Annotated in this window: 21 protein-coding genes; 13 read left to right on the forward strand and 8 right to left on the reverse strand. The window is 60.8% G+C overall.

Annotation, left to right across the window (positions count from 1 at the left end):
* Positions 1-520: 520 nt before the first annotated feature.
* From CH283_RS25515 to CH283_RS25560, 9 genes are all read left to right on the forward strand, one after another.
* Complete coding sequence (locus tag CH283_RS25515; protein WP_094639633.1) at positions 521-1,198, forward strand: aspartate/glutamate racemase family protein; 678 nt, start codon at positions 521-523, stop codon at positions 1,196-1,198.
* A 43-nt stretch (positions 1,199-1,241) separates the two neighbouring features.
* Complete coding sequence (locus CH283_RS25520; protein WP_217901139.1) at positions 1,242-2,783, forward strand: four-carbon acid sugar kinase family protein; 1,542 nt, start codon at positions 1,242-1,244, stop codon at positions 2,781-2,783.
* Between the two features lie 76 nt (positions 2,784-2,859).
* Positions 2,860-3,711 carry a class II fructose-bisphosphate aldolase gene (locus CH283_RS25525; protein WP_094639635.1) on the forward strand — a complete coding sequence of 284 codons (852 nt, stop codon included), beginning with the start codon at positions 2,860-2,862 and terminating at the stop codon, positions 3,709-3,711.
* Between the two features lie 997 nt (positions 3,712-4,708).
* Entirely contained in the window at positions 4,709-6,148 is a 1,440-nt protein-coding gene (locus CH283_RS25535) for an MFS transporter (RefSeq protein WP_094639637.1), read from the forward strand.
* Positions 6,149-6,176: 28 nt separating this feature from the next.
* Complete coding sequence (locus CH283_RS25540) at positions 6,177-7,205, forward strand: zinc-dependent alcohol dehydrogenase family protein (RefSeq protein WP_094639638.1); 1,029 nt, start codon at positions 6,177-6,179, stop codon at positions 7,203-7,205.
* A 174-nt stretch (positions 7,206-7,379) separates the two neighbouring features.
* Positions 7,380-7,727 (forward strand): carboxymuconolactone decarboxylase family protein, encoded by a 348-nt coding sequence (locus CH283_RS25545; RefSeq protein WP_094639639.1) that lies wholly within the window; start codon positions 7,380-7,382, stop codon positions 7,725-7,727.
* 44 nt (positions 7,728-7,771) lie between these two features.
* Positions 7,772-8,173 carry a cupin domain-containing protein gene (locus CH283_RS25550; RefSeq protein WP_094639640.1) on the forward strand — a complete coding sequence of 134 codons (402 nt, stop codon included), beginning with the start codon at positions 7,772-7,774 and terminating at the stop codon, positions 8,171-8,173.
* 399 nt (positions 8,174-8,572) lie between these two features.
* A complete protein-coding gene (locus tag CH283_RS25555) occupies positions 8,573-9,031 on the forward strand; it encodes a lipocalin-like domain-containing protein (protein WP_094639641.1) in 459 nt (152 codons plus the stop codon).
* Positions 9,028-9,597, forward strand: a complete 570-nt coding sequence (locus tag CH283_RS25560) for a cyclophilin-like fold protein (protein ID WP_255183337.1) — start codon at positions 9,028-9,030, stop codon at positions 9,595-9,597. Before CH283_RS25555 ends, CH283_RS25560 begins: the two co-directional genes overlap by 4 nt.
* Positions 9,598-9,738: 141 nt before the next feature.
* On the opposite strand, the gene CH283_RS25565 is transcribed toward CH283_RS25560, so the two are convergent.
* Positions 9,739-10,608, reverse strand: a complete 870-nt coding sequence (locus CH283_RS25565) for a helix-turn-helix transcriptional regulator (protein ID WP_094639642.1) — start codon at positions 10,606-10,608, stop codon at positions 9,739-9,741.
* Positions 10,609-10,894: 286 nt separating this feature from the next.
* On the opposite strand from CH283_RS25565, the gene CH283_RS25570 reads away from it, so the two are divergent.
* The gene (locus CH283_RS25570; RefSeq protein WP_094639643.1) at positions 10,895-11,554 is read left to right on the forward strand and encodes a DedA family protein; all 660 of its coding nucleotides are present in this window, start codon (positions 10,895-10,897) and stop codon (positions 11,552-11,554) included.
* A gap of 481 nt (positions 11,555-12,035) precedes the next feature.
* Here the strand turns inward: CH283_RS25570 and CH283_RS25580 are convergent, their stop codons facing one another.
* Genes CH283_RS25580 through CH283_RS25590 form a run of 3 tightly spaced genes read right to left on the reverse strand, consistent with a single transcriptional unit; the run spans position 12,036 to position 15,760 of the window.
* Positions 12,036-14,201, reverse strand: coding sequence for a xanthine dehydrogenase family protein molybdopterin-binding subunit (locus CH283_RS25580; protein ID WP_094639645.1), 2,166 nt, complete (start codon positions 14,199-14,201; stop codon positions 12,036-12,038).
* Positions 14,198-15,175 (reverse strand): FAD binding domain-containing protein, encoded by a 978-nt coding sequence (locus CH283_RS25585; RefSeq protein ID WP_094639646.1) that lies wholly within the window; start codon positions 15,173-15,175, stop codon positions 14,198-14,200. The genes CH283_RS25580 and CH283_RS25585 overlap by 4 nt, the downstream gene beginning before the upstream one ends.
* A gap of 3 nt (positions 15,176-15,178) precedes the next feature.
* Positions 15,179-15,760, reverse strand: coding sequence for a (2Fe-2S)-binding protein (locus CH283_RS25590; protein ID WP_094639647.1), 582 nt, complete (start codon positions 15,758-15,760; stop codon positions 15,179-15,181).
* A gap of 345 nt (positions 15,761-16,105) precedes the next feature.
* Between CH283_RS25590 and CH283_RS25595 the strand changes: the two genes are divergently transcribed.
* On the forward strand, positions 16,106-17,227 hold the full coding sequence (locus tag CH283_RS25595) for an XdhC family protein (protein WP_094639648.1): 1,122 nt from the start codon (positions 16,106-16,108) through the stop codon (positions 17,225-17,227).
* Positions 17,228-17,285: 58 nt separating this feature from the next.
* On the opposite strand, the gene CH283_RS25600 is transcribed toward CH283_RS25595, so the two are convergent.
* The 4 genes from CH283_RS25600 to CH283_RS25615 form a co-directional block, all read right to left on the reverse strand.
* Positions 17,286-17,555, reverse strand: a complete 270-nt coding sequence (locus CH283_RS25600) for a hypothetical protein (RefSeq protein ID WP_141215359.1) — start codon at positions 17,553-17,555, stop codon at positions 17,286-17,288.
* An 18-nt stretch (positions 17,556-17,573) separates the two neighbouring features.
* Positions 17,574-18,911, reverse strand: coding sequence for a TRAP transporter large permease subunit (locus CH283_RS25605; RefSeq protein WP_094639650.1), 1,338 nt, complete (start codon positions 18,909-18,911; stop codon positions 17,574-17,576).
* Entirely contained in the window at positions 18,908-20,371 is a 1,464-nt protein-coding gene (locus tag CH283_RS25610) for an MmgE/PrpD family protein (protein ID WP_094639651.1), read from the reverse strand. Before CH283_RS25610 ends, CH283_RS25605 begins: the two co-directional genes overlap by 4 nt.
* A gap of 182 nt (positions 20,372-20,553) precedes the next feature.
* On the reverse strand, positions 20,554-21,447 hold the full coding sequence (locus CH283_RS25615; protein ID WP_094639652.1) for a LysR family transcriptional regulator: 894 nt from the start codon (positions 21,445-21,447) through the stop codon (positions 20,554-20,556).
* A 158-nt stretch (positions 21,448-21,605) separates the two neighbouring features.
* On the opposite strand from CH283_RS25615, the gene CH283_RS25620 reads away from it, so the two are divergent.
* Both CH283_RS25620 and CH283_RS25625 read left to right on the forward strand, forming a co-directional pair.
* On the forward strand, positions 21,606-22,724 hold the full coding sequence (locus CH283_RS25620) for a tartrate dehydrogenase (protein WP_373453932.1): 1,119 nt from the start codon (positions 21,606-21,608) through the stop codon (positions 22,722-22,724).
* A 239-nt stretch (positions 22,725-22,963) separates the two neighbouring features.
* Positions 22,964-24,463 carry an aldehyde dehydrogenase family protein gene (locus tag CH283_RS25625; RefSeq protein ID WP_094639817.1) on the forward strand — a complete coding sequence of 500 codons (1,500 nt, stop codon included), beginning with the start codon at positions 22,964-22,966 and terminating at the stop codon, positions 24,461-24,463.
* Positions 24,464-24,510: the final 47 nt, after the last annotated feature.

The following is a 24,510-nucleotide window of genomic DNA, read 5'->3' on the forward strand; positions in this document are numbered from 1 at the left end:
ATCCTTGCTCTGGGCGTCGAATACTCGTCGGTGAGGCTAATCGGGGACCGCGCCGTGCCCCGGCGGTCGACTACACTCTACGTCGATCGTCAAACATGTTGTACGCGAGGGAATTGAGCAATCGCGCGCGGCCGTCCTACTGAACCCGTGTGGTGATACAGAGCACGAGTCGATAGTGGCAGGCTATACGGCTGATCACAAACCGATATTGGACATCGAATAGTCGATGCCTGTTAATGGTGGTGGACCTACCAGACGTCCAAGGCGAAGGGAATCGTGGCATCGCGCTTGAACATCGGTCGGACTGCACCCATACAGTCGCCCGTATCCGCGGACCTGTCGTTTCGCAAAAGCGTCGACCGTCGGTCCGATCTCGCTTCTGGCGAGGTCACGGCCGGCCCGCTGCTCGAGGGCGACACGGTGTTGGGCTCGCGACCTGTGTATAGGGCTGGTCGTCCCACGAACTGTTCGCCCACTTCGCGCTGATTCAGAATCAGGTGCCACCAAGAAAGAGGATATCGTGACCAAAAAGATTGCAATTCTTCATACGAGTTTCGTTTTCGTCTCCGTCGAGCCTGTGATCAACGACTTGATCGCCGAGTTGATCCCCGGTGCAGAGGTGATGCATTTCGTGGACTCCGATGTTCTGGCCACAGTTGTTCGTGAACAGGGAATTTCGCCGAGCAGTGAAGTGCGAATGACGCGTCTTGCCCAGGCTGCAGAGGCCGCTGGTGCCGACATCATTTTTTCCGCGTGCTCTTCGCTCGGCCCGGCTTTGGACGTTGCTGCTCAGAACGTCGGGACGCCCGTAGTCAAGATCGACGAGGCAATGGCATTGCAAGCAGCCAGCGACGGTCGACGGATCGGCGTGCTGGCAACGGTGCCGACCACTCTGGGCCCTACCTCCGATCTGATCGAAAAGAAGGCAGTCGAGATCGGCCGCGATGTGGAGATCGAGCAGCGGTTGTGCGAAGGCGCTTTCGCGGTTCTGATGGCGGGAGACCGCGAAAAGCACGACGCGCTGATCATCGAGCAGGCGACGAACCTCGCCGAGAAGGTCGACTTGATCGTCCTGGCGCAAGCTTCCATGAACCGCCTCGCCGAGGTATTGCAGGAGAAGACCGGCGTTACGGTGTTGTCCAGTCCGCGGATGGGTGTTGGCTACCTGGCTCAACGTGTCTCTCAATTGGCCGTCTGACAGATTCCAGTTGGTCTGTCTGGAAACCGAACTAACCGTCACAATGGGGTGCGCAGTGTTGCTCGAACATGAAGTGTTGTCAGCTTTTCCCGACGAGGTAGCTATTTCGGCCTCGACAGTGTCGGAGAACATTGCGCACGACGGCGATAGTGCTCGCGTGTTGGTCGTTCTTGACGATGACCCCACAGGTACTCAGTCCGTGTGGGACGTACCGGTACTCACTAGCTGGGAACCGAGTGATTTCGACTGGGCCTTCAACCGCATTCGAGACGAGGGAACCAAGCCCGCCGTCTACGTACTGACCAACACTCGCAGCCTGAGCCCGGCTGAGGCCGCTGCTCGGAACGAGGAGGCGGTACGAAACGCGCTGACAGCAGCGGCCACCGTCGGCGGAGACTTGACTCTGTCGTTCGTCAGTCGGGGTGATTCGACCCTGCGTGGACATTTTCCGCTCGAGCCCGACGTCATCGCCGCCACCGTGGCCGCAGTAACCGGTGATGGCACCGATGGCGTTGTGGTGGTACCCGCGTTTCCCGACGCAGGGCGGATAACCATCGGTGGAGTTCATTACATGCGCGCTACGGGTACCGAGACCGGAAAACTGATTCCCGTAGGGGAGACGGAGTTCGCCAACGATGCCAGCTTCGGCTTCGTCCACTCGTCGTTGCCCGAGTACATCGAAGAGAAGTCGGACGGTCGACTTCCCGCACAGTCCGTGATCGTTCTGGATTTGAATGTGATTCGAGCGGGTGCGGCAGCGCAGGACCCACTCATCTCGGCCAAAGCTATCGCCGATGCAATCGAGCCTGCAACGAATTCGACTCCGATCGTCGCAGACGTCGTCACCGAGAACGACCTTCGAGCGCTGGCGTTGGGACTGCTGGAAGCCGAACGCCGCGGAAAGAAGTTGCTCTACCGAGTCGGTCCGCCGTTCGTCCGTGCCCGCATCGGCCAAGAGATTCGTTCCGCACTGGTCTCGGACGATGTATACGCGGGCAACACTTCCGCCGACGCTGGCGGATTGATCGTGGTGGGCTCGCATGTCGCTATCACCACACGTCAGCTCAACGCCCTCACAGCGGCTCATGGCTCGGCTCGTGTCATCGAAATCGATGTCGAGCAACTACTGCTTGCCGGTCGCCAATCGCTCGACAACCCTTATGTGGACGCTATCGTCGCCGATGTTGTCGATGGCCTGCACGGCAGCGATGTCATCGTCCACACCTGCCGATCGCTCGTCAAGACCGACGACGCGTCGTCGAGTTTGGAAATCGCTCGTACCGTCTCGGCGGCGGTGGTTGCTGTGGTGAAGCGGACCCTCGAAGCCTTTCCACCTCGATTTGTCATCGCCAAGGGAGGCATTACATCTTCCGACGTTGCTGCACACGGGATGGAGATCCGCCACGCGATCGTTCGTGGGCCGATGCTGCCCGGCATTGTCTCGTTGTGGGAGCCAGCCGAGGGGCCTGGCCGGGGTATCCCGTACGTCGTCTTCCCCGGCAACGTCGGCGACGATCTGTCACTGGTCGATGTCACTCGAAAGCTGAGTAGCAAGTTCCACCAAGAAGTCGGGGGGCAAGCGTGAGCACGTATCGCGGATCGAAATTACGGGTCGGTCTACAACCGGGTTCGATTGCCGAGACTTGGGAAGGCATCCTCTGATGCGTACGCGACTCGATAGTCTGGTTTCCACAAGCCTGACGCACGGGTCGGCTGTGCCGGCCTTCACCTGTTACGACTTCACGACGGCGCTCGCCGTTGTTGCGGCTGCGGAGGCCTCCGGCTGCGGAACGACGTTGTTGGTCGCCCCCAAATCGGCAGCGACCGAGCACGGTCGCCGGCTGATAACGGCGCTTCGAGGTCTCGCAGACGGAGCACGCGTTCCTGTCGCAATACAGTTGGACCACGCAGGAGACTTGGAGATGATCGCCTCCGCCGTGGCGGCGGGAGCCGATTCCGTTCTTGTAGACGGTTCTTCGCTGGCGTACGAGGACAACATCGCGTTGGTTCGAGCGGCACGCGAGCTCATCGGCCCCAACATCGTGATGGAGGCAGAGTTGGGTGGTCTTGCCGGCGACGAGGACCGTGCTCACGTCGCGTCCGGCACCGAGGCGTCCGATGCCCGACTCACTGATCCGGAGTTGGTCGCGGACTTCGTGGATCGGACCGGTGCTCAGCTACTCGCCGTTGCAGTGGGCAACGTTCACGGCCGATACAGCGGCGATCCACAGTTGAGATGGGACGTTCTACGCAACGTCGCTTCTCGCACCTCGATACCACTCGTCTTGCACGGGGCGTCGGGAATCCCCGCAGACGATCTGGTCAGGGCGACAACGATGAACGTTGGCAAAATCAACTTCAACACGGAGCTGCGAACTGGCGTTCTGGAGGTTCTGGAACGTGAGTTGCCGTCGTATCGTTCGGACGGGGAGAACCTGCTCGGTTTGCTGGGGCAGTGGGATCACGCCGCCCAGGCATTCGCCGTCGCGACCCTTGGCACCCTCACCCGCTGAGTCCTGCAGTGGCGTCGGTGCTGCAGCCTCTCGAATAGCAGCAGTCGAAACTCGAAAGCTCAGCAGCTGAACATCTTTCGGGGCAATCCTTCTTGCTTGGCGCCACGCGGGTACATCCACGCCTAATTCGACGGTATTCCAATGGAACGTCCGGCAGGAGTTCTCGCTCGAGTATGGCGACTGGATGCACTATGCAGCCGAGCGAGCAATGTCGATGCCACCGTGTGCGAGACGGACGTGCGGCATTAGCCTCGCAATGAAGCTGTTGCCTTCGGGTGAATCGTCCGGTGATCGAGAAGTCGGGCGCGGACCCGGTCGGCACGCCTGCTCGCAAATCCGCGCTTCTTTACTCGGAAGTGGCTGAATCGCGTGTGGGTGATCGCCGGCCGAGCCCTGTGTTCGGTCGGCAGTCGATACGACAGATCCATCGAATCAGCGGCTATGACCCCCTGAAATTAGAGGATGTGAAGCGCATCCGCTGCGTTCGGTACCTCACTCAACCAGTAGTTCACCGCTAATCATCGCTCTGATCTATATGTCAAATCGGCTTTCGGTATTGGACATGAGCGAGCTGTGACGACTTAATGGTCAACGAGCCCAGAGTGATTCGTACAACATCAAGGACCATGACATTGCACGCGACCAGGTGTGACATCGCGCCGGTTTCTGCCGAGCGTATCGGCGGAGAGGTTGTAGTCGTAGGTCGTGCTGTGCAGCGAACCCGTCTGCAGCGGAGTTCGATCAGGAACGAATCGCGGAAGATTGCAGGTTCTCGATCGATGGTGCTCTTTGCAACAGGATTCGGTCGGCGGGATGGTGCTGCTGAACGAGTTGGCGAGGAACACCCGGCGATCGGTTTGCGCCCGACAAATAGAAACACCAACCAAAGGTATGTTGCTGTGGAAACCCAATTTCGAACATGTCCGGTCGATCAAGCCATGCGAGGCGCGTGGCTCCTCGGTCTCGGTACCGACCCGGTGCTGAGGGGAGCGGGGCAGTGAGTACGCGCATGGATGCGGGCAGACGCCTCGACAACCTACCGATGGGAAAGTTTCATCGACGCATGATCATTCTGGTCGGGCTCGGAATGTTCTGGGATGCGTTCGACAACAAGCTTTCGGCTGCAGTGCTTGCCTCGATGCTGCCGACCGGATTTTCGACGCTGCAACTGAATTCTCTGTTTTTGTCGTTCACGTTCGCGGGACTGGCAATCGGAGCAGCGTTTGCGGGTTGGCTCAGTGACCGTGTCGGCCGAGGCTTCGCATTTCAGTTCAACCTGGGGCTGTTCGCGGTGTTGGCGTTGTGCGCCGCATTGGCACCCAACATGGAAATTCTCATAGCCCTGCGCTTCCTCATGAGTATAGGAATGGGTGCCGAATACGTCATCTGCTACGGCATGATCACCGAATTCATTCCGCGTGCTCGTCGTGGTCGGTATTTGGGAATCCTCGGTTTCTTCGGCGGACTGGGGGTGACAGTGTCCGCTGTCTTGGGTTGGTTGGTAATTCCCACATTCTCGTGGCGCGCGATGTTCGTGATCGGGGGCGTCGGTGCGCTCGTTGCGTGGTGGCTACGCCGTTCGATGCCGGAGTCGCCGCGGTGGTTGGAGTCACGCGGGCGGTACGAGGAAGCCGAAGCGGTCATGCAGGAGATCGAAAAGCAGAACGGCACCCCGAAGACCCTGACCGACTCATCGTCGAGCTCCGATGCTGCGTCGACCCCGGTCAGCGAGAAGGCGGAGTGGGTGCCGATCACGGTGTTGTTCTCCCGACCAGTGGTCGCGAGGACGGCAATGGCGTTGTTCCTCACTGTCATTTGCCTGTTCGGTTCCAACGTAATCACGGGTTGGATGCCCACGTTCTTCGTCGAACAGGGGCTTACCGTGTCTCGATCACTAGGCTTCAACGCTGCGATCATGTCCGGGTATGTCGTGGGGCCGTTGCTGTGTGTTCTGATCGCGGACCGCATCGGTCGTCGAAACAGCATCGTGATATTCGGAACGCTAGCTGCGATTTTCGCCGGTATCTATCCCTTCATGCAGCAGCCTGCGCTGATCGTTGTCATCGGATTCATCCTGGTCGCGATGGCTGCATCGTTCTTGACGATGTGTCTGGGCACAGTGCCTGAGTTCTTTCCGACCGCTTTCCGTTTTCGGGGCGGCGGATTGACTCAGACCGTCGGTCGTGTGGGGTTGATCTTCTCCCCGTTCATCGTTCTTTGGTTGTACTCCCACTTCGGAATCGTCGGGGTGATCCTGGCTCTTTCTGGCTTGTATGTGATCGCGACCCTGATGTACGCCGTTGCCCGCGTCGACACTTCTCGAGAGGCTCTCAGCCAGATAGCCGAGGAGGCTCGGTCCGGCGATGGTCAAGAAGCCGACTCTGGGCCGGCAAAGGATACCGACGTGTCGGTCGTACGCACGCGAACCGGCCACTGAACCGTAAACCACACAGGGGAGCCACGAAATGGATGCTGTAGTTTTTTTGGGCGAGAACAAGATCGAGGTTCGTCGCCTACCGGATCCAGTGCCAGGTCCGGACGAAGTGGTAATTCGGGTCAAGGCCTCCGGTATGTGCGGTAGCGACCTGCATCACTTGCACAGCCCGCAGCGGCCCGCTGACGCACAGGTGATCGAAGGTCATGAGCCGAGCGGCGTTGTCGAGTCGGTAGGAAATGCGGTTCGACCCACCGAGGCACAGGTGGGGGATCGTGTCATGGTGCATCACTACGACGGGTGCCGCGCATGTCGGTATTGCCGCTCGGGCTGGACGCAGTACTGCCCGAACGGCCGCATCGTGTACGGGGGTCTCAACGGTGACGGCGGACATGCTGACTTCATGAAGGTCCCTGCGCACACGCTGATCAAACTGCCCGAATCGTTGTCGTTCAAGACCGGAGCTGCAATCTCGTGCGGAACGGGTACCGCATTCGCGGCAATCAAAAGGATCGATTTGAACGCTACCGACACGGTCGCGATCTTCGGTCAGGGTCCGGTCGGGTTGAGTGCGACACTGCTGGCCAAAGCATTCGGTGCTCGCGTCATTGCTGTGGATATCGATCCTGCACGACTCGAGATGGCGAAGCGGTTCGGTGCCGATTTCGCCGTCAATTCCGCCGAAGTGGACGCGGTGGACGCCGTTCGTGCGCTGACCAGCGACGGCGAAGGTGCAGACAAGTCGATCGAGTGCAGCGCCAACGCGACCGTGCGACAACAGGCAGTCCTGTCTATTCGGCAGTGGGGGACTGCGTGCATGGTAGGTGTATTCGGACCTTTGGAGATAAGCAGTGACGAACTGATTCACCTTCACAAGACGATCGTGGGGTCGCTCACGTTCAGCAAGAACCTCCAAGAGGAGTGCGCAGCGTTCGTGGCGGAGCGTGGCCTCGACATCGAGGCACTGTTCACAGACGAGTTCCGGATTTCGGAAGCTGAACGTGCATACCGGCTGTTCGATCGACGTGAAATCGGCAAGGGCGTTTTCGTCTTCGATTGACGCAGCTGTCTGGATCGGGCGGCAGGGCGCTGGTCGGAGGGCTCGAGAGCTTGACGGGCTCGTATCTCTTCGGTCTCGGCAATGAACAGTTCCCTGTCGGTGCGCTCTTCGGTAGTGCCTCCCCTTCTCGGACCTTTCGCGCCATGCTGGTGACATCGACCAGGAAGGATTGCCGTGACAGACCAACCGAAGCAAATGGGAGGTGGGCGGGCGATATTCGGAGAATTCGCCCCGAAGCTCGCCGAACTCACCGACGACGTGCTCTTTGCCGACGTCTGGAACAGGACCGAACTCGCCGCCCGTGATCGAAGCCTCCTGACGGTAGCGGTGCTCACCGCCGGCGGTGACACCGAGCAGCTCGGGTTCCACCTCGGCCGCGCCATCGAGAACGGCGTGACGCAGGACGAGCTCATCGAGGCGATCACGCACGTCATGCTGTACGCGGGCTGGCCCAAGGGGATGGCGGCGATGGGTGTTGCGAAGAAGCTGTTCGACGACCCTGCGGGTGCCGAAAATAACTGAACTGCAAACGTATTCGGCCGAACCGATCGATAGGAAGTAGAACTGTGAATATCGAACCGCCAGTTTCCACCACGAAGAACCCCGCAGCCCAGTTCGCCGGTGATGTCTGGCTGGATCCGATCGCGCTCCCGCACGAGTCGAGTCAGACCATGGTCGTCGCGACGGTTCGTTTCGCCCCAGGAGCTCGCACGGCATGGCACTCCCACGAGAACGGTCAATACCTGCGCGTCACGCAAGGAATCGCCCGTTTCGGAAGCCGCGACGGCACCATCATCGAGGTGCACCCCGGGCAGACTCTGTACACCCCTCCCGGTGAAGAGCACTGGCACGCTGCAGCTCCGGGCGTGTTCATGGAGCACATCGCCATGCTTCAGAATGGCGAGGATCCCGCCACTACGACGACCTGGGCCGAACACATCACCGATGACGAGTACGAGGGTCGCTGAGCTACTTGGGCAATCAATCGCTCGGTCACTGCTTTAGTGGCCACGGAGCGTAATCGATCCGGTGCTTTCGTCGAACGCTAGTTGGATCCTGCACGTATCGGCGCGGAAGGCATGTTCGGCATCTGGCTGCCGGATAGGGCGGTTGCCGGTGCCGGTGCCGGCGACCGTGGTCCGATGCCGCCAGATATCAATCCATTGACCGCACCGGACCGATGAGACCGACGCTCGAATGTCCCGGTCGGCCGGCCTTTACTGACGGACACGACCCCGCCGGCCCCTGATCGGTCGGTACGCGAGCGGACCGAAGATCGCGATAGGTGCCCTGGCAGGGACTCCCAATGTCCGATTTGTACACCTACCGTTTGTCGGGACAACGTTTCTCACACTCGAGGTAGGACAATGAAGAAGCAAATACTCACCGGGGCCGTCACATTGGGGTTGATAGGTTCGGTCGTCGCGTGTTCCCAGAGCTCGGACGATGCGGGTAGCGACCCTCTGACCGGAGAGTGGCGCATGACCTCGCTCGAGGTCGGCACCGAAGGTGATCTACAGCCGGTTCCGTACTCGGGACAGATCACCTTCACCAGCGACACCGTGTCCGTCCAGGCCATGAACCCGGACACCGAGGCACCTGACACGGCTCTGACGGTGCAGGGATATGAGGCGTTCTACGGCGACCTGACCACAGATCCGGATGCCGGAACTTTCACCGTCACAGTCGAATCAGCGTTGGCGCGCGATTTGATCGGGCAGACCCTCGATCGAAACTACGAGGTCGATGGCGACACTTTGGTCCTGACGCCGAGTGATCCGGCCGACGGGTTTCGTGTGACCTACGAACGCCACTCGAGCTCGTGAGCGAGACAGGCACGACGGCCTGGACACAATTGAAAATGCTTGGGGCGTCGTCCATGGCTGGACTGCTGTGCGTTCTCGCGCTCGCCTCATGTTCCGCGGAGGCCGATTCAGCCGATGGACCTACATCGGAAGCTGCTGCAGAGCAATTGACTCCAGCTACCGGTGCGGTAGGCGAGCCGATTGTTACACCACGGAATGGAGATAGCATGCGCGTCGAAATCGAGGTAGGCGACAGAACGGTCAGTGGAACGCTGAACGACAGCGCGGCAAGTCGCGACCTGTTGGCGCAGCTTCCACTGACGATCACACTGTCCGATCACGGTTCTGTCGAGAAGACCGGACCGCTACCTGCTGAATTGACAACTGAGGGTTCACCTTCGGGAGCGGACCCGAATCCGGGGGACATCGGGTACTACTCGCCGGGAAATGATCTTGTCCTGTACTACGGCGACCAAAGCTACTTCCCGGGAATCGTGATCCTGGGGAGCATGGACGAGATCGGACCCGACGTCGTCGGCGCGATCGATGGCAGCGTGACGGTGACAGTTACTCGATCGGACCGATGACTAGCGGACAGTGAGGCTTTTCGGTGCACCCGCCTGCCAGTCGGCGGGCGGGTGCTCGACGCGTGGCTTTTTCGGCGGTTCGCCTTCCAAGACGCAGAGCACGAGACGAACCGGCAGCGGTCTAGATCGGCAGTGTCAGGACTAACTGCTACTCGGGATGTGTTCGGCGGCCCAGGAGCCGAGGAGGTGTAGTCGTTCGGCGCTCGGAGAACCTGGTTCCGCCGTGTAGACCATCAGGATGGAACCGGGATCAGCGGTGATGACGAGTTCCTCGTAGGCGAGGTGAACCTCGCCTACGATGGGGTGATTGAAGCGCTTCTTGCCAGCGCCGTGCGAGCGAACGTTGTGTGCGCCCCATAGCGTCCGGAATGTTTCGTCTCGTGTCGAGAGTTCTCCCACCAGATCTTGCAGGCCCTTATCGTGTGGATCGCGTCCGGCTTCGGCTCGCATGATCGACACACACATCTGAGCAAATGCATCCCAATCGGGGTAGAACTCGCGGGATACCGGGTCCAAAAATTGGAAACGTGCAAGATTTGGAACTCGCCCACCGTCTCCGATGATTGGCGCGTAGAACGCTTTGCCCAGATTGTTCGTGGCGAGAAGATCCTGTCGCTGATTGCGTACGAAAGCGACGCCGTCGGTGATCGAATCCAGTGCCCACTGGAGGCTTATCCGAGGTGCAGCGGCGCGCACGGTCTTTCGGCGTGGGCGTCCGGAGGTGGGGACGCCATCCGCAGCACGCGCAAGGTCGAGAAGGTGTGCGTGCTCGGTATCGTCGAGTCGCAGTGCGCGCGATAGCGCGTCGAGTACGGAGGACGACGCACCGCCGATCGCGCCTCGCTCGATGCGGGCGTAGTACTCGACGGACAGACCGGCGAGAGCAGCGACTTCGCTACGTCGCAAACCGGCCACGCGCCTGTTCCCGCCGCCTGTTATCCCTGCATCCTCAGGCGAGACCTTTGCGCGGCGGGTCATCAGGAACTCGCGTACCTCCGCTTTGTTGTCCATCAGATGAGCCTAGAGCCAATTGCGATAATGAACGATGCCCTATCGGTACACCTTTCGTTGGGGCACTGCCGCAACGTCGCATATTTCGGCTTCGCGTGCAATGCTGTTCCCATCACGAATACGACCGGTTCAGCTCTTGCAACGTGGCTCGATTGACTCTCTTAGTCCGCCGTCCTTGCTGAGCGCGCCGACAGGCCAGTGCGGTGACCTTCATAAACGGCATCGCCGCTAGGTAGCGCTCGATGCCTCGTACCCGCTACTCGTACGTAAGAGGAAGGTTGGGGCCGTGCCCGATATCGGACTTGTTCTCGTCTGCCTGGCCGGAGTATGTGCGCCGTATCTTCTCGGTGCAGCCGGGGTCGTCCTGTTAGCGGAGTCTGCGCTGCTCGTGGGGCTCGTCCTTCCGGGAACCAGCACCGTGCTCATCGTCGGGTCGGTCGTCGGGCTCGGCCGCGTGGATCCGATCATTGCGGCAGTGGTGATGGTCGTGGCGTCGTCCGGGGGTGCGCAGACAGCCTTCTTGCTACGACGCCGTCGTGGCGGCGGAGCGAGTTCGACGCCCATTCCTCCGAAGAAGATGTCTTCAGCGAGGTTTGTCAGGCGGGCACAGAGTGGTTTCGATCGCCACGCCACTGTCGCCTCCATTGCGAGCCATCTGTTCGGCGGCACCAGAACCTTCGGTCCGCGTTTGGCGGCGGCCTCCCCGATGTCGTTCCGGACTTTCGCGCTGTGTAATTTTGCTGCCGCGGCGCTGTGGGTAACGATTTTGCTGGTGGTGGGTAGCACCGTCGGTGCCAACCCGAACGTCGCACCGTATTTCATCGCTGCCGGTGTCGGCCTGATGTCCATCACGTACGGCGTGGGGTTCGTACGGCGCCGGGCACGTACGTCCTCGGCAGGGCAGATAGATACAGGACCGACCTTAGATGTAGCGACGTCTCCTTAACGGGGGCGTCGCTTCCTGGCTAACCCAGTAACGAACTCCAACATGGTAACTGGGGGTATTGCGGAACGCGTTTGAAGACGACCAATCGTTGCCGCTCCGCACGCCCATGCACGTACTTCGATCCAGCTACATTTTTTCCAGGATCGTCATCTTGAATCCGAAGCAGGGGCTCACGATGGAGCTGATCACGGGGGACCGCAGCGCCGCATCGTCACGGACAATGCAGTCAACGCTTTCCGGCGGGCACCATTCGTCGAGGTGATGCGGATGGTTGCAGCACAGGACTATTCGGCCAAGGTTGGGGACGGCGGAGGGATTACCCGCCTCGCGATCATCGGTCGCGAATCCCCAATGGGGAGACCTGATCGGCGTCTTCACTGTCGGGGATCCGGCCGATTGGTAGTAAAGGTGACAGTCCGAGAATGAAAGCAGGTGCGGCCGACAGCACGCGCTACCGGCCGCACCTGCTCCGTGCCGTGGGTTAGAGCATGCTCTCGATGGTGATGGGAAGATCGTTCACCCTGCGCCCTGTGGCGTTGTACACAGCGTTGGCAATCGCTGCGGGAACTCCCACCATCACTACTTCACCGAGACCTTTGACGCCGATCGGATCTGCAATGTCGTCGCGGGCGTCGAGATACGCAGCGTCCAGAACGGGGACGTCCGCATTCACCGGTACGAGGTAGTCGGACAGGTTCGCGTTGACCAGACGTCCATCGCGATAGTCGACTTCTGCAGATTCGAGCAGCGCCATACCGATGCCTTGAGTCATGCCGCCGAGGGCTTGACTGTGCGCCATCCTGGGGTTGATGACTCGGCCGGCGTCGTACACGGCGTACATTCGCCGCACCCTCACGGTTCCGAGCAGCTCGTCCACTGCCACCTCGGCAAACACGGCTCCATATGCGTGCATAGAGAATCGCGCACTTACGTCCTCAGGAGTGTAGGTCTCGGACGCTTCGATGCTCGGTTCGCCGCGGCGGCGCAACATGTCCCGGTACGTCTCTGCTCGGCCCGGGTCGCCACGCAACTGCATCTGGCCGTCGACGATGTCGATCTCGTCCGGCCGAGCCCCGTTCAGGGGGGATGCGGGATCGAGTACGGCGGTTCTGATGATGCGATCACGCAGCATGTTTGCGGTGATTTCGATGCTCGATCCGACGCTCGCCATCCCTTGTGACCCGTATTGGGTTGCGGCCTCCGGGTAGTTGCTGTCGCCGAGGGAGAATGTGACTCTGTCGAGCGGCAAGCCCAGCGCATCGGCAGCCAGCTGAGTCATCGCGGTGTAGGTACCTGGCCCGATATCGCTAGCGGCGGCGAAAATTTCGGCTGTCCCATCGGAGTTCACCCGCGCCGTCGCCGAAGACGGTGAGCGAAGGGTGTGGTAGAGCGCCGATGCGGTACCCATGCCGATGAGCTGGTCGCCGTCACGTACGGCACCGGGGGTCGCGTTGCGTCGAGACCACCCGAACGTCCGTGCGCCTTGCTGAAAGCATTCGGTAAGTCGGCGCGTCGAGAACGGAGCTCCGGTGGTCTGGTCTTCGGTGGGCTCGTTCCTCGACCGGATTTCTATCGGATCGAGTCGAAGTTGCTCCGCGACTTCGTCGATGGCGCATTCGAGCGCGAATGCGCCCGTGACGGCTCCCGGTCCTCGCATATAGGTTGACTCGCTGGTATCGAGGGGAACGACGCTGGCGGCCGTCCGGAATGCCGGCGACGTGTACATCAGTCTCGTCCCTTCCGTGGGGAAGTCCTCGTAGCCGCCGTACCGCGATACCTCGACTTCGCTCTCGTGCACGGTGGCAAGAAATCTTCCGTCACGATCGGCACCGAGAGCAAGGCGCTGACGGCTCGTGGGGCGATAGCCGATCGCAGCGTACATCTGAGGTCGCGTCAGTGACAGCTTCACCGGACGGCGAAGCTGGCGCGCCACCTCTGCTGCGAGGAATTGATGTGGCCAGGTTTCGCCGGCGCTTCCGAATGCGCCACCTACGAAGGGGGATATGACGCGAATGTTCTCGGCAGGAATTCCGAGAGCGCCGCTGTATGCGGCCCTGCTGTAGTGAATTCCTTGCACCTTGTCCCACACCGTCAGGCGATCGCCGTCCCACGACGCGATAGTCGCGGGGATCTCCATCGGGTTGTGATAATTGCGTGCAATGGAGTACTCGCGGTCGACGACGACAGGTGCGGTGCGGAGTGCTGCGTCGGCGTCTCCGCGGGAGTACGGGGCACCCATTCTGCTCGGTTCGCGGCCCATTTCTGCTGCGTCGTCGAGATTGGTGCTCTGCGGTTCCTCGTTGTACCGAATGGACACCAGAGCCGCACCGTGCGTCGCGGCCTCGAAAGTATTCGCGACGACCACCGCAAGCGGTTGGCCGAAGAAGTTGACCCGAGAGATGTCGTAGGGGAGTTCGATACCAGGGAAGTTTGTGATCACATTGACCACGTCGGGATGACCACTGGCTGCGTCGGTGTCCATCGACGCGACGGTTGCCCGAGAGACCGTACTGCACACCAGGACTGCGTGCAGATGGTCCGGTACGGGGTTGTCTGCAGCATAGAGCGCAGCTCCCGTGACCTTGCGACGGCCGTCGACGCGGGTGAGGGGTTGACCGGACAGTCTCGCATTCAGTGGGGTGGTCACGACAGGGCCGCCACTCTGGAGAGCTGACGTCGGACGGTGCGTTGGAGCAGTATCACCTTGAATCCGTTCTCGGAGAGGGGTTGCGCGCCTTCCGCCGCAGCGTCTGCCGCGGTAGTCCACAACTCGGGGCTCGGCCTCTGACCGACGAGTCGTTCCTCGACACCGGTCAGACGCCACGGCACCGTGCCGACTCCGCCGGCAGCGACTCTGGCCGAACGGACGGTACCGCCACTGATGTCGAGCGCGACGGCAGCCGAACACAGCGCGAACTCGTAGGACGAGCGGTCACGCACCTTCAAGTATCCGGATCGTCTGGTGTCAGGGCGGATCGGGATCTCGACGGCGGTGATCAGTGCTCCCGGCGCGAGGTTGTTCTCGCGATCGGGTGTGTCCGCAGGTAACCTGAAAAAGTCAGCGATCGGGATCGTTCGCTCTCCGTCTCGATCTCGGGTGACGATCGTGGCGTCCAGTGCGGTCAGCGCGACGGCGAGATCGGACGGGTGGGTTGCAACGCATTCCGTGCTGGTTCCGAAGATCGCCAACGTGCGATTGCGACCATCGATTGCGGCGCAACCGGATCCGGGCTCGCGACGGTTGCAATTGGCATTGATATCGCGGAAGTACAGGCAACGTGGCCGCTGCAGCAGATTCCCGCCGATGGAAGCCATGTTGCGCAGCTGCGCCGAGGCGCTGAGATCCAGCGCCTGGGCGAGCATCGGAAACTGTTCCTGCACTTGTTCATCGGCCGAGACCTCGGACATGCGAGCGAGGGCACCGATGCGCAGTCGGTTCGAGTCGAGTTCGATGTCGCGGTAGGGCAGCGCGTTGATATCGACGACTCGGGTGGGCCGTTCGACGGTCTGACGCATCAGGTCGACGAGGGTGGTCCCTCCGGCAAGATAACGGGCACCGCCGTCGGCTGCGTCCAGCGCTGCTGCCTCATCGGCAGCCGTGTCGTACTGAAAAGGAAACATGGTTCACGCACCTCCCTGTTCGGCCACGCGGGAGATGGCGGTGACGATGTTGGTGTACGCACCGCATCGACAGATGTTGCCGCTCATGGATTCTCGGATCTCTTCGGGAGAGCCGGCGTGACCTTCACGGATACAGCCGATTCCCGAGAGAATCTGGCCTGAGGTGCAGAATCCGCACTGGAAGCCGTCTTCGTCGATGAATGCTTGCTGGAGTGGATGCAATTGGCCATTGGTCTCCAGACCTTCGATGGTTGTTATCTCGGATCCGTTTGCTTGAACGGCAAGAGTCAAGCAGGACAACACCCGCTGACCGTCGGACAGCACGGTGCAGGCCCCACACGCGCCTTGGTCGCAGCCCTTCTTCGTTCCCGTCAGCTCCGTGTGCTCCCGCAACATGTCCAGCAGCGACGTGCGATTATCAACGGCGAGTTCACGTTCGGCACCGTTCACCGTCAATCGCACCGGCGACGTTTCGGATGGGGTGACCGGGGCACCTGAGTCGTTCGAGCAACCGTTCAACAGAGAAACGGCCGCAATCGCGCCACCTGCAGCGATAGAGGTACCTACGAAGGTACGGCGCGTCATGGTGTGTGGAACGCTAGCTTCTTCGGGCGAATCGGTGTCGTGCTGTGGGGCCATTGCACTCTCCTAGGCACTGTACGAACGTGGGGACGCGACTGTTGGGCCCATGCTTGCAGCGAATTCGTGGATCGGACAGGCACTGGCTAGGCACGTACTGGCAGGGAACCCCTCTGCCTGCACGTTTGACGGCAAGGGCCGTCATTGCGGCGTACCGTCGAGCCAACGCCGCATCATAAGTTGATTGTTCGTACTTCGACACAGCGGCATCAGCGACTTCGCTATTTTGAATCGCACGCGGTCTCGTATACCGAGAGCCCAATCGCGCCGCGATCCGGGAAGGGCCCTTGAATGCACGAATTGCTCGATGACATCAGTAGTCTTCTGGAAACCTCTCCTGTCGCGTTGGCACGTGTCGTGGCAACGTCCGGGGCGGGACCGCGCGCTGTCGGAGCCAGCATGGTCGTGACCGCAGACGGGGAACCGTTGGGTTCATTGTCGGCAGGATGCGTCGAATCAGTTGTGATCCATACGGCTGTCGAGGTCATCAGAACCGGAACGTCCGCGCGCGAGCTGTTCGGCTACTCCGATCCCGACGCAATCGAGATCGGACTACCGTGCGGTGGCGAGATCGAGGTCTTTATCGAACGAATCGACCCCTCGCACAGACAATTGATCGATCGGTTGATCGTGGCCCGGGACCAGGAACGACAGTTCGCCCTGGTCACGGTGCTGAGTGATCAGCCGCGACGTTTCGTACTGGGCGACCCGAAGGCGTCGCTAGACAACGGTTGGGCGCGAGAATTGCCTGTGAGTGCCCTTGCTGTGTACGAGTCGGGATCGACCGGCATCGTCGAAGACGCGGGGGACTGTGCCCGAGTGTTTGTTCATACCTTCCCTCCTCCGCCGCGGATGATCCTGGCCGGTGCCAATGACTTCGTCCGAGCATTGGGTGCGTCTGCCACGCTGCTCGGGTATCGGGTGACCGTCGTCGACGCCAGACCTGTCTTCGCAACCACCGAACGTTTCCCGAACGTGCACGAGGTAGTGGTCGACTGGCCGCACCGATATCTGAAAGCCGAAGACGCTGCCGGCAGACTCGACGCTCGCACGGTCGTATGCGTGATGACACACGACAGCAAGTTCGATGTCCCGATGTTGGTGGCGGCATTGAAGCTGGACGAGCTCGCCTTCGTGGGTGCGCTCGGTTCACGTCGGACGCATTCCGAGCGACTAGGACGATTACGGGCTACAGGGCTTCCCGAGCATGTGCTCGCGCGTGTGAACTCACCCCTCGGACTGGACCTCGATGCGCGGTCCCCCGAGGAGACAGCAATCTCGATTCTGGCCCAACTGATAGCTGACCGAAGTGGCGCTTCGGGACAGCGGCTGCGGCAGTTGGACGGACCGATACATCGACAGCACGAGGGTGTCGGCGTTGACGCGCGCGTGTCAATGAATGCGGTTGTCTAGCCGGTGCAATTGCGCTTTACTCGGTGGGGTCCGCAGGCCACTTTCATTGCCGTGCGGTCTATGCTGCATCCGGTGCCGCGTCACGAACGCTGGATTCGGTCACAGAGTCTTCCTCGGGATCGCCGAGATACGACATCACGAATGCAAGCAACCCGGCTACTCCCGCGCTGCCGAATACGTAAGGGCTCATCAAGGCGAAAGTCTGAGTAACGAATTCCCCTCTGCCGAGGATCAGTCCGGCCGCCTGGCAGAGGACGATGACCAGCCCTCCGAGCAGAAAGACAACGGTGCTGAGGCGGAAAAGTGTCGATACGGCCGTGCGGAACATGAACGATGTCCTATCCATTCAGACGGGGAGAATGCCGAGCGCGATCAGCACACCGATGGCGAGAATTGGAATGCAGTAGTACTTGAGCAGCGGCACAAAGATTTTCGACGGATCGATTCTTGCTATTCCTGCGGCGATGTAGATCGGCGCGCCGGACGGTGGTGACGCTCCCTCAGTCGACGCGAAGACCAGCACCGCGGCGGCCGCAATCGGTACAGGGACGCCGGCACCGGCCAATGCTGCGACGGCCACCGGTCCGACGGTTGCGACGGTGGCCGATGCCGTCAGGGGGATCGCGATGACGACGATGATGATCCCGACCAGGATTGCCATCAGCCACTTCGGTGCGGCCAATGACTCGAGCATCGAGGTCAATTGCTCGGGTAGCCTCAGCTGGCCGAGAACAGCGGACGCGGAGAACGCCGCGACGAGCGTCGTGCCGATGATTCCGAACTGAGGTGCCGATTCGCCGACTATCTTCCACCAGCCTTTGCCGTCTCTGGGCAGGTGTCGACGTCCGAGAAAAAGGACGAGCAGAATCATCAGCACGGGGATCCAGGTGATGATGCTTATCGCTCTCGACATCACCAAGTCGGTGTATCGACCGAGTGCGTTCGCGATCGGCCCCTGGGTGAGGAACAAGGGGATGAGCAGCGGAATGAGTAGAAGGCCCGAGGTCCACCCAGCACGAAGACTGCGTCGGGCAGGGATTCGGTCCTCGACAGCGATCGGCTGCAAGCCGTTCTTGCGTATCAGATAGAAATTGAGCACAAGTCGGTAAACGAGACACCACACGCCTGCGATGGCGAGGGGGACGATGATTTCGTCCGCGTCCATCATGCCGCTGACAGTGGCCGATCCGACCAGGATGAACATCGTGGCACTGAATGGAAACGTCAAACCCATACCTGCAGAACCGGCTACGACGGTGGCAGACAACTCTCCGCTGACGCCGGAACGTTTCATCCATGGAACCGTCACCGATCCCACTACTGCGGCCATGGATGCGCCGACGTGGGCGACCGCACCGAAAATCGCTCCGGCCAGAGTCGTGGTGTAAATCGGTCCTCCCTTCATTCGCCCGAGGAATGAGTTGAGAATATCGATGAGCCGATCGAGCACCGGTGTCTTCGCCAGAATGAAACTCATGAAGATGAACGCCAGAGCCGCAAAAGTAATTTCGGCCTGAATCGCGTCGACGAAGCCGTTCGCCATATACCTCGGCGCATCTCGGCCGGCAAATGCGCCGACTACGACGAAGCCGACGAGCATCGCCTCGCCGATATTTCGTTTGAGCACTGCATTCCACACCACGATCGTGCCAATGAATGCTACGAGCGCCCAGATGGCGATCACAACCGCGCCCCGGTTTTCGGCGACGTCGTCTGCGAAGATGTTTCGTACTCCGGTGAACAACTATCGCTTGCAGCAGGACTGAGAATTCCCAGTACCACTGTTGCGTCCTCGAGCGATTCCAATTTCTTGATCGAGTCCACGACCTCGTCCAGACTGTCGTCCGAATGCCTGACAACGGCGACCGCCGCACAGTCGATAAATTTTTCGGCCAAATCGCTCCAGGAGAGCGGCGCATCGTCGTTTCCTGGTACCCCGGTGCCGGTCTTCTCGTATCGCCGACCGTCCCGAGTGACGATCTCGACTCGTCCCGGGGGTAACTCGAGAGTCCAGTCCAGGGACGCATCACTTATCGGGACTATTTTCTGAGCGACGGCCAGGACAGATGTGTCCTTCAGAGATTCACTGCTGAAGTGCGCGATCTTCACGGTCCCATGAACTGCGCCGACCGCGACGAGAAACGGGAGGCTGAACTTCGCGTCGACCAGCGTCGTCGGAGTTCGGCGTGCTTCGAGTGGACGGCACATGAGATCGTGGTAGTCGCCGACGAATACACGAATTTCGCTGAGATCGTCCGCAGTCAGGTGGTTTTCTTTCAGTAGCTCGATGGTCGCGTGGATGTGGCTGTGGGCGGTACCGACGGCCGGCCACTTCTTGTAGAGAGTTCCGCTGCCCAGGTAATCGGTTCCCAGACCCTCGAGAATCTTCTCGCGGTCGTATACGCCGCCGAAGTATGTTTTCAGGATGCCGTATTCGCCCTCGAACAGGGTGTCGACGCCCGTGGTGCCTTTCTCGGCCAAAAGAACGGCCGTCACCGCGCCTCGGGCAGAAAAGCCCGCGTACATGCCACGAAGGTCGCTTCCGGTTCCAGCCACTACCTCCATGACACCGCTCGATTGCATGCTCGCGATACCCAGTGCATGGGCGAGCTGACTGGCGGAAAGGCCGAGTACGCGACCTGCTGCTGCGGTGGCGGCGAACACCCCCACCACCGTCGACAGGTTCCAGTCCTTACGCCAACCGACGTTGCATCGCAGCCGGGCGAACAAGTCTTGACCCGTCGCAACCGCCGCGATGAGGTCCTGGCCGGTGACTCCGCCCTTGCGCTCGGCGACTGCGAAAACGGCGGGGATGATGGAACTGGAAGCATGTTGGCCCCAGGGAGTCTGATCGTCGTAGTCGAGGCAGTGGGCCAAGGCACCGTTGGCGAACGCTGCCGCTATGGCCGGGACTCTGCCCCCGAAAGCCATGAGGGACGCCTCTGGGGTACCACCACCCTCTCGGACCAGGTCGATAGCTGCGCGTACTGCTGGTTCGACGCCACTGGCGGCAAGGATTACCCCGAGAGTGTCCAGGATGCTTTTCTTGGCGGCGTCTATCGCCTCCGGTGCCAGTGTCTCGAACGTCGTGTTGGCAGCTGCGTACGCCAGGTGATGTACCAGGTCGTCGGTTTCGGTCGGCATATAAAACCCCTATCGCGTTTACCTCGAATGACAGCGTCCGGCTTCGGACACGCGTTGTCGCTTGGGTCACAGTTCGAGTCGATCTATTAAGGGGTTACGCAGCCTCAAATGTCCAATACGTTTTACCAATTGAAGTTATCGATTACGCCGATGTTCGGATGTGGAAAAAATCTCGGTGATGCTCAATTCGGTACTTCGCCGGCGTACTTTTGGGCTTCGTCCATCAGCACTCGTGCCGGGGGAGTCATGTGTGTCAGTCGGCACACGGCGGCGACGTGCAGGTAGGACTCAGGGACGATGCGGCGAACTCGGGCACCAGCCTGCTCTGCCGACGCCGCCCAGGCAGAGGGAGTGACTGCGTGGCCAAAGCCGCTGAGCACCATGGGGAGAATGGACGTCCGGTGTGCGACCTCGGCAGCGATAGTGGCGGGGATCCCGCTGGCGAGAATGTCGTCCACCAGCGATCGCATCAGCGACCCCTGTTGAGAAGCTATCAACCTCAGCCCTGCCAGCTCTGACCGCTGAATCTCGGGCCGGTCGGGTAGATCCGCGTCGGGGCTCGACAGCAGCAATAGAGGCTGGCTCTTGAATGTCACCACCTGCAGGTCCGGTGCCTGAACGGCCTGGGGTGAGCCGAGAATGCCGATCTCGCTGACGCCGGTGCGAACCGCTCGGAGGACCTCCTCGGGGGTGAATGCGGCTTGGGCATTGACGGTTACGGCCGGAAACAGCCGACCGAACGCGGTGAGGATAGTGGTGAGAGGCTCGATCCCAGGTGATGGCATCGTGATCAGGTCGAGGCGTCCTCCTCGAAGTCCTTTCAGGCCATGCACGGCTGCTTCCGCGTCGTCCAGATCGCGCAATACCACTCGAGCCGGCCCCACCAAGGTTTCGCCGGCGGCGCTCAGTACGAGTCGCCGACCGATGCGATGAAACAAGGGCACCCCCAGTTCGCGCTCCAGTCCGGCGATGGCCTGAGAGAGAGTGGGTTGGGCGATGAGCAACACCTCGGACGCGCGATTGATGCTTCCTTCATCGACAATAGCCAGGAAATACTTCAGCTTTCGTGCATCCACTCGAACCTGTCTCCTTGTTGTGAGCGTCGTGAGTTCGATGCAGTCTAGCTGCGGCCGAACCCTTCCTATTGATCGAGCCTATGAGTGACATCGGAACTTGGTATTGGACGGGGGGGAGCTTGCGAGGTCTTAATTGATGGACTCAAAGCGTGATCTGTCTGACATCGGAGGTAGTAGTGGGCTCGCAGTCGACCACGTATCGGATCGCGTCGATCCCCGCCGACGGTGTCGGGGCAGAGGTGGTAGACGCGGGCAGACGGGTACTGGACGCCGTGGCCGGGCACTCCGGGGGTGCGTTCGCCTTCGAATGGGACGAGTTTCCCTGGGGTAGCGAATATTACGCGAGGACAGGCAAAATGATGGCCGACGACGGCCTCGAGATTCTGAGAGCCTACGACGCCATCTATTTCGGTGCCGTGGGGTGGGAGAACGTCCCGGACCACATCAGTCTGTGGGGTCTGCGCCTGAACATCACACAGAACTTCGATCAGTGGGCGAATGTGCGACCGGTGAAGTTTCTGCCCGGAGTGCAATCCCCGTTACGCAAAGCGGACGACACAGAACTCGACTGGGTTGTCGTCAGGGAAAACAGCGAGGGCGAGTACGCGGGCCTCGGTGGACGCAACCTCGGCGGACGCGGCCCTGGCAACGAGGTGGCACTGCAGACGTCGTTGTTCACCGACAAGGGCTGCGAGCGGATCATGCGTTTCGCGTTCGATCTGGCGCGCACTCGCACTGTCGCAAAGGTCTCCTCGGTCACCAAGTCCAACGCCCAGCAGTACGGCATGGTGCTGTGGGACGAGGTCTTCCATCGAGTTTCAGCGGACTATCCCGACGTTGCCACGGAGAGCGTTCTGGTCGATGCGATGAGCGCGAAATTCATCCTCCACCCAGAGGAACTGTCCGTTGTCGTCGCGTCGAACCTGAACGCCGACATTCTCTCCGACCTCGGATCTGCACTCGCCGGCAGCCTCGGGATCGCAGCTAGTGCCAACCTCAACCCCGAACGTCGTTATCCGAGCATGTTCGAGCCTGTCCACGGATCGGCCCCCGACATCGCAGGCAAAGGCATCAGTAACCCCATCGGCGCGATCGCCAGCGCAGCCCTGATGCTCGATCACTTCGGACGCCACGCCGAGGCCAGGCAGATCGAAGACGCCATTCGAGCAACCACAGCTGGGGGAGTCCTCACCCGCGACATCGGTGGCACGGCAGACACCAAAACCGTCACCGATGCCATCGTCAACGCGCTACGGACCGCGCTCACGCCAGTGTGACCCGGCGCATCAGACCCCGGTCGGCTCGATATGGCCCTTGTCGAGCCGACCGGTTCCAACGAAGTTCCACCCGAGCGTGCGCGTAGTTCGGGCCGAGGGCACACCGGGTGTGAAATCCTTGTACGCGAATCAGTTTCGGCTCATGGATGTAGAGCGCGCTTTGAAACACAAGAACCGTCAAGTCGGTTGACGCTCCACCGACCGATGCGGTGTCGTCGATAATTTTCGAGAGGATGCAAGTGAGTACGGATCTGCAGAATTTTGTACTTTTGGACAGTGCGCAGAGTTTCCTGGCGCGGGAGGTGCACCACCCCTTCGTCGACGGGCGCGGTGTTCCGGTTGATTCCGGTGAGACTCTGACGACCGTCAATCCGTCTACGGGTGAGGTTCTCGCCCGGATCGGTGCAGGCGGCGAGTCCGACATCGACCGGGCGGTGGTCGCGGCCCGCCGCGCCTTCCACGGTCAGTGGAGGACCTGGTCTCCCTACGAACGTCAAGCTCTATTGACACGTATCGCGCACATCATGGACGACCGTTTCGACGAACTGATCCAGATCGAAGCACTGGACATGGGTGCCCCGGTCACGAGGTTGCGCAACTCCAAGGCGGCCTTGATGAAGATGTTGTCGTTCTTCTCGACGCAAGCGGGGAACATCTCGGGTGAGACATTGATGAATGGCATCCCTGGCGACATCGCCACGATGACGTTGAAAGCTCCGGTGGGTGTCATCGGGGGGATCATCCCGTGGAACGGCCCGTTGGGCGGCCAGTTCTGGATCATCGGTGCGGTCTTGGCCAGTGGCTGTACCACCGTACTCAAGCCCTCCGAGGACGCGTCGCTGTCCGTTCTGAGAACGGCAGAGATACTGCACGAGGCCGGCGTTCCCGCCGGCGTCGTCAACGTGGTCACTGGCTTGGGCAAAGATGCGGGCAACGCGCTGGCCAGTCATCCGGACGTCGACCGGATTGCTTTCACCGGATCGACGCAGACTGGCCGCAGCATCATCAAGGCCTCGACTGTCAACATCAAGGGCTTACAGCTCGAGCTCGGTGGCAAATCCGCCGACATCGTTTGCGCCGATGCAGATTTGGACAAGGCGGTACCAGGAGCAGCCATGGGTGTGTTTGCCAACTCCGGTCAGATCTGCTTCGCCGGAACGCGTGTGTTGGTTCAGCGGTCCATCGTCGATCAATTCACCGAGCGACTCCTGAAGTACATGGACGAGATCCGGGTCGGACACAGCCTCGACGACGCGGCCACCCTGGGGCCGATCATCTCGCAGCCCCAGTTGGACAAGGTCATGGCCTACACCGACATCGGCCGTGAGGAAGGAGCCGAACTGCTCCGTGGCGGCGAGCGGTTGGGTGGCGATCTCGGCAGCGGCTACTTCATGGCACCGACCGTGTTCGGCGGTGTGTCGAACGATATGCGTATCGCCCGCGAGGAGATCTTCGGACCGGTGCTCTCGATTCTTCCCTTCGACGACGTGGACGAGGCTATTCACATTGCCAACGACAGCGACTACGGACTCGGCGGTGCAGTGTGGTCGCAAGGTCTGTCGACCGCCATGAGAGTGGTCCGTGGAGTGCACACGGGCACGATGTGGGTGAACTGCTACGGATACATCGATCCCATGGTCGGCTTCGGAGGCACCAAGTTGAGCGGATACGGAGCCAAGGGCAACGCTGCCCACATGGACAACTACCTCTACACCAAATGCGTGTACATGGAGCTGTGACGACTCGCTGACCCCGAAAAGTGGGCCCCTTCTTCGATTGTGTTGCC

It is taken from the genome of Rhodococcus sp. 05-2254-2 (assembly GCF_002259095.1).
Classification (GTDB): domain Bacteria; phylum Actinomycetota; class Actinomycetes; order Mycobacteriales; family Mycobacteriaceae; genus Rhodococcoides.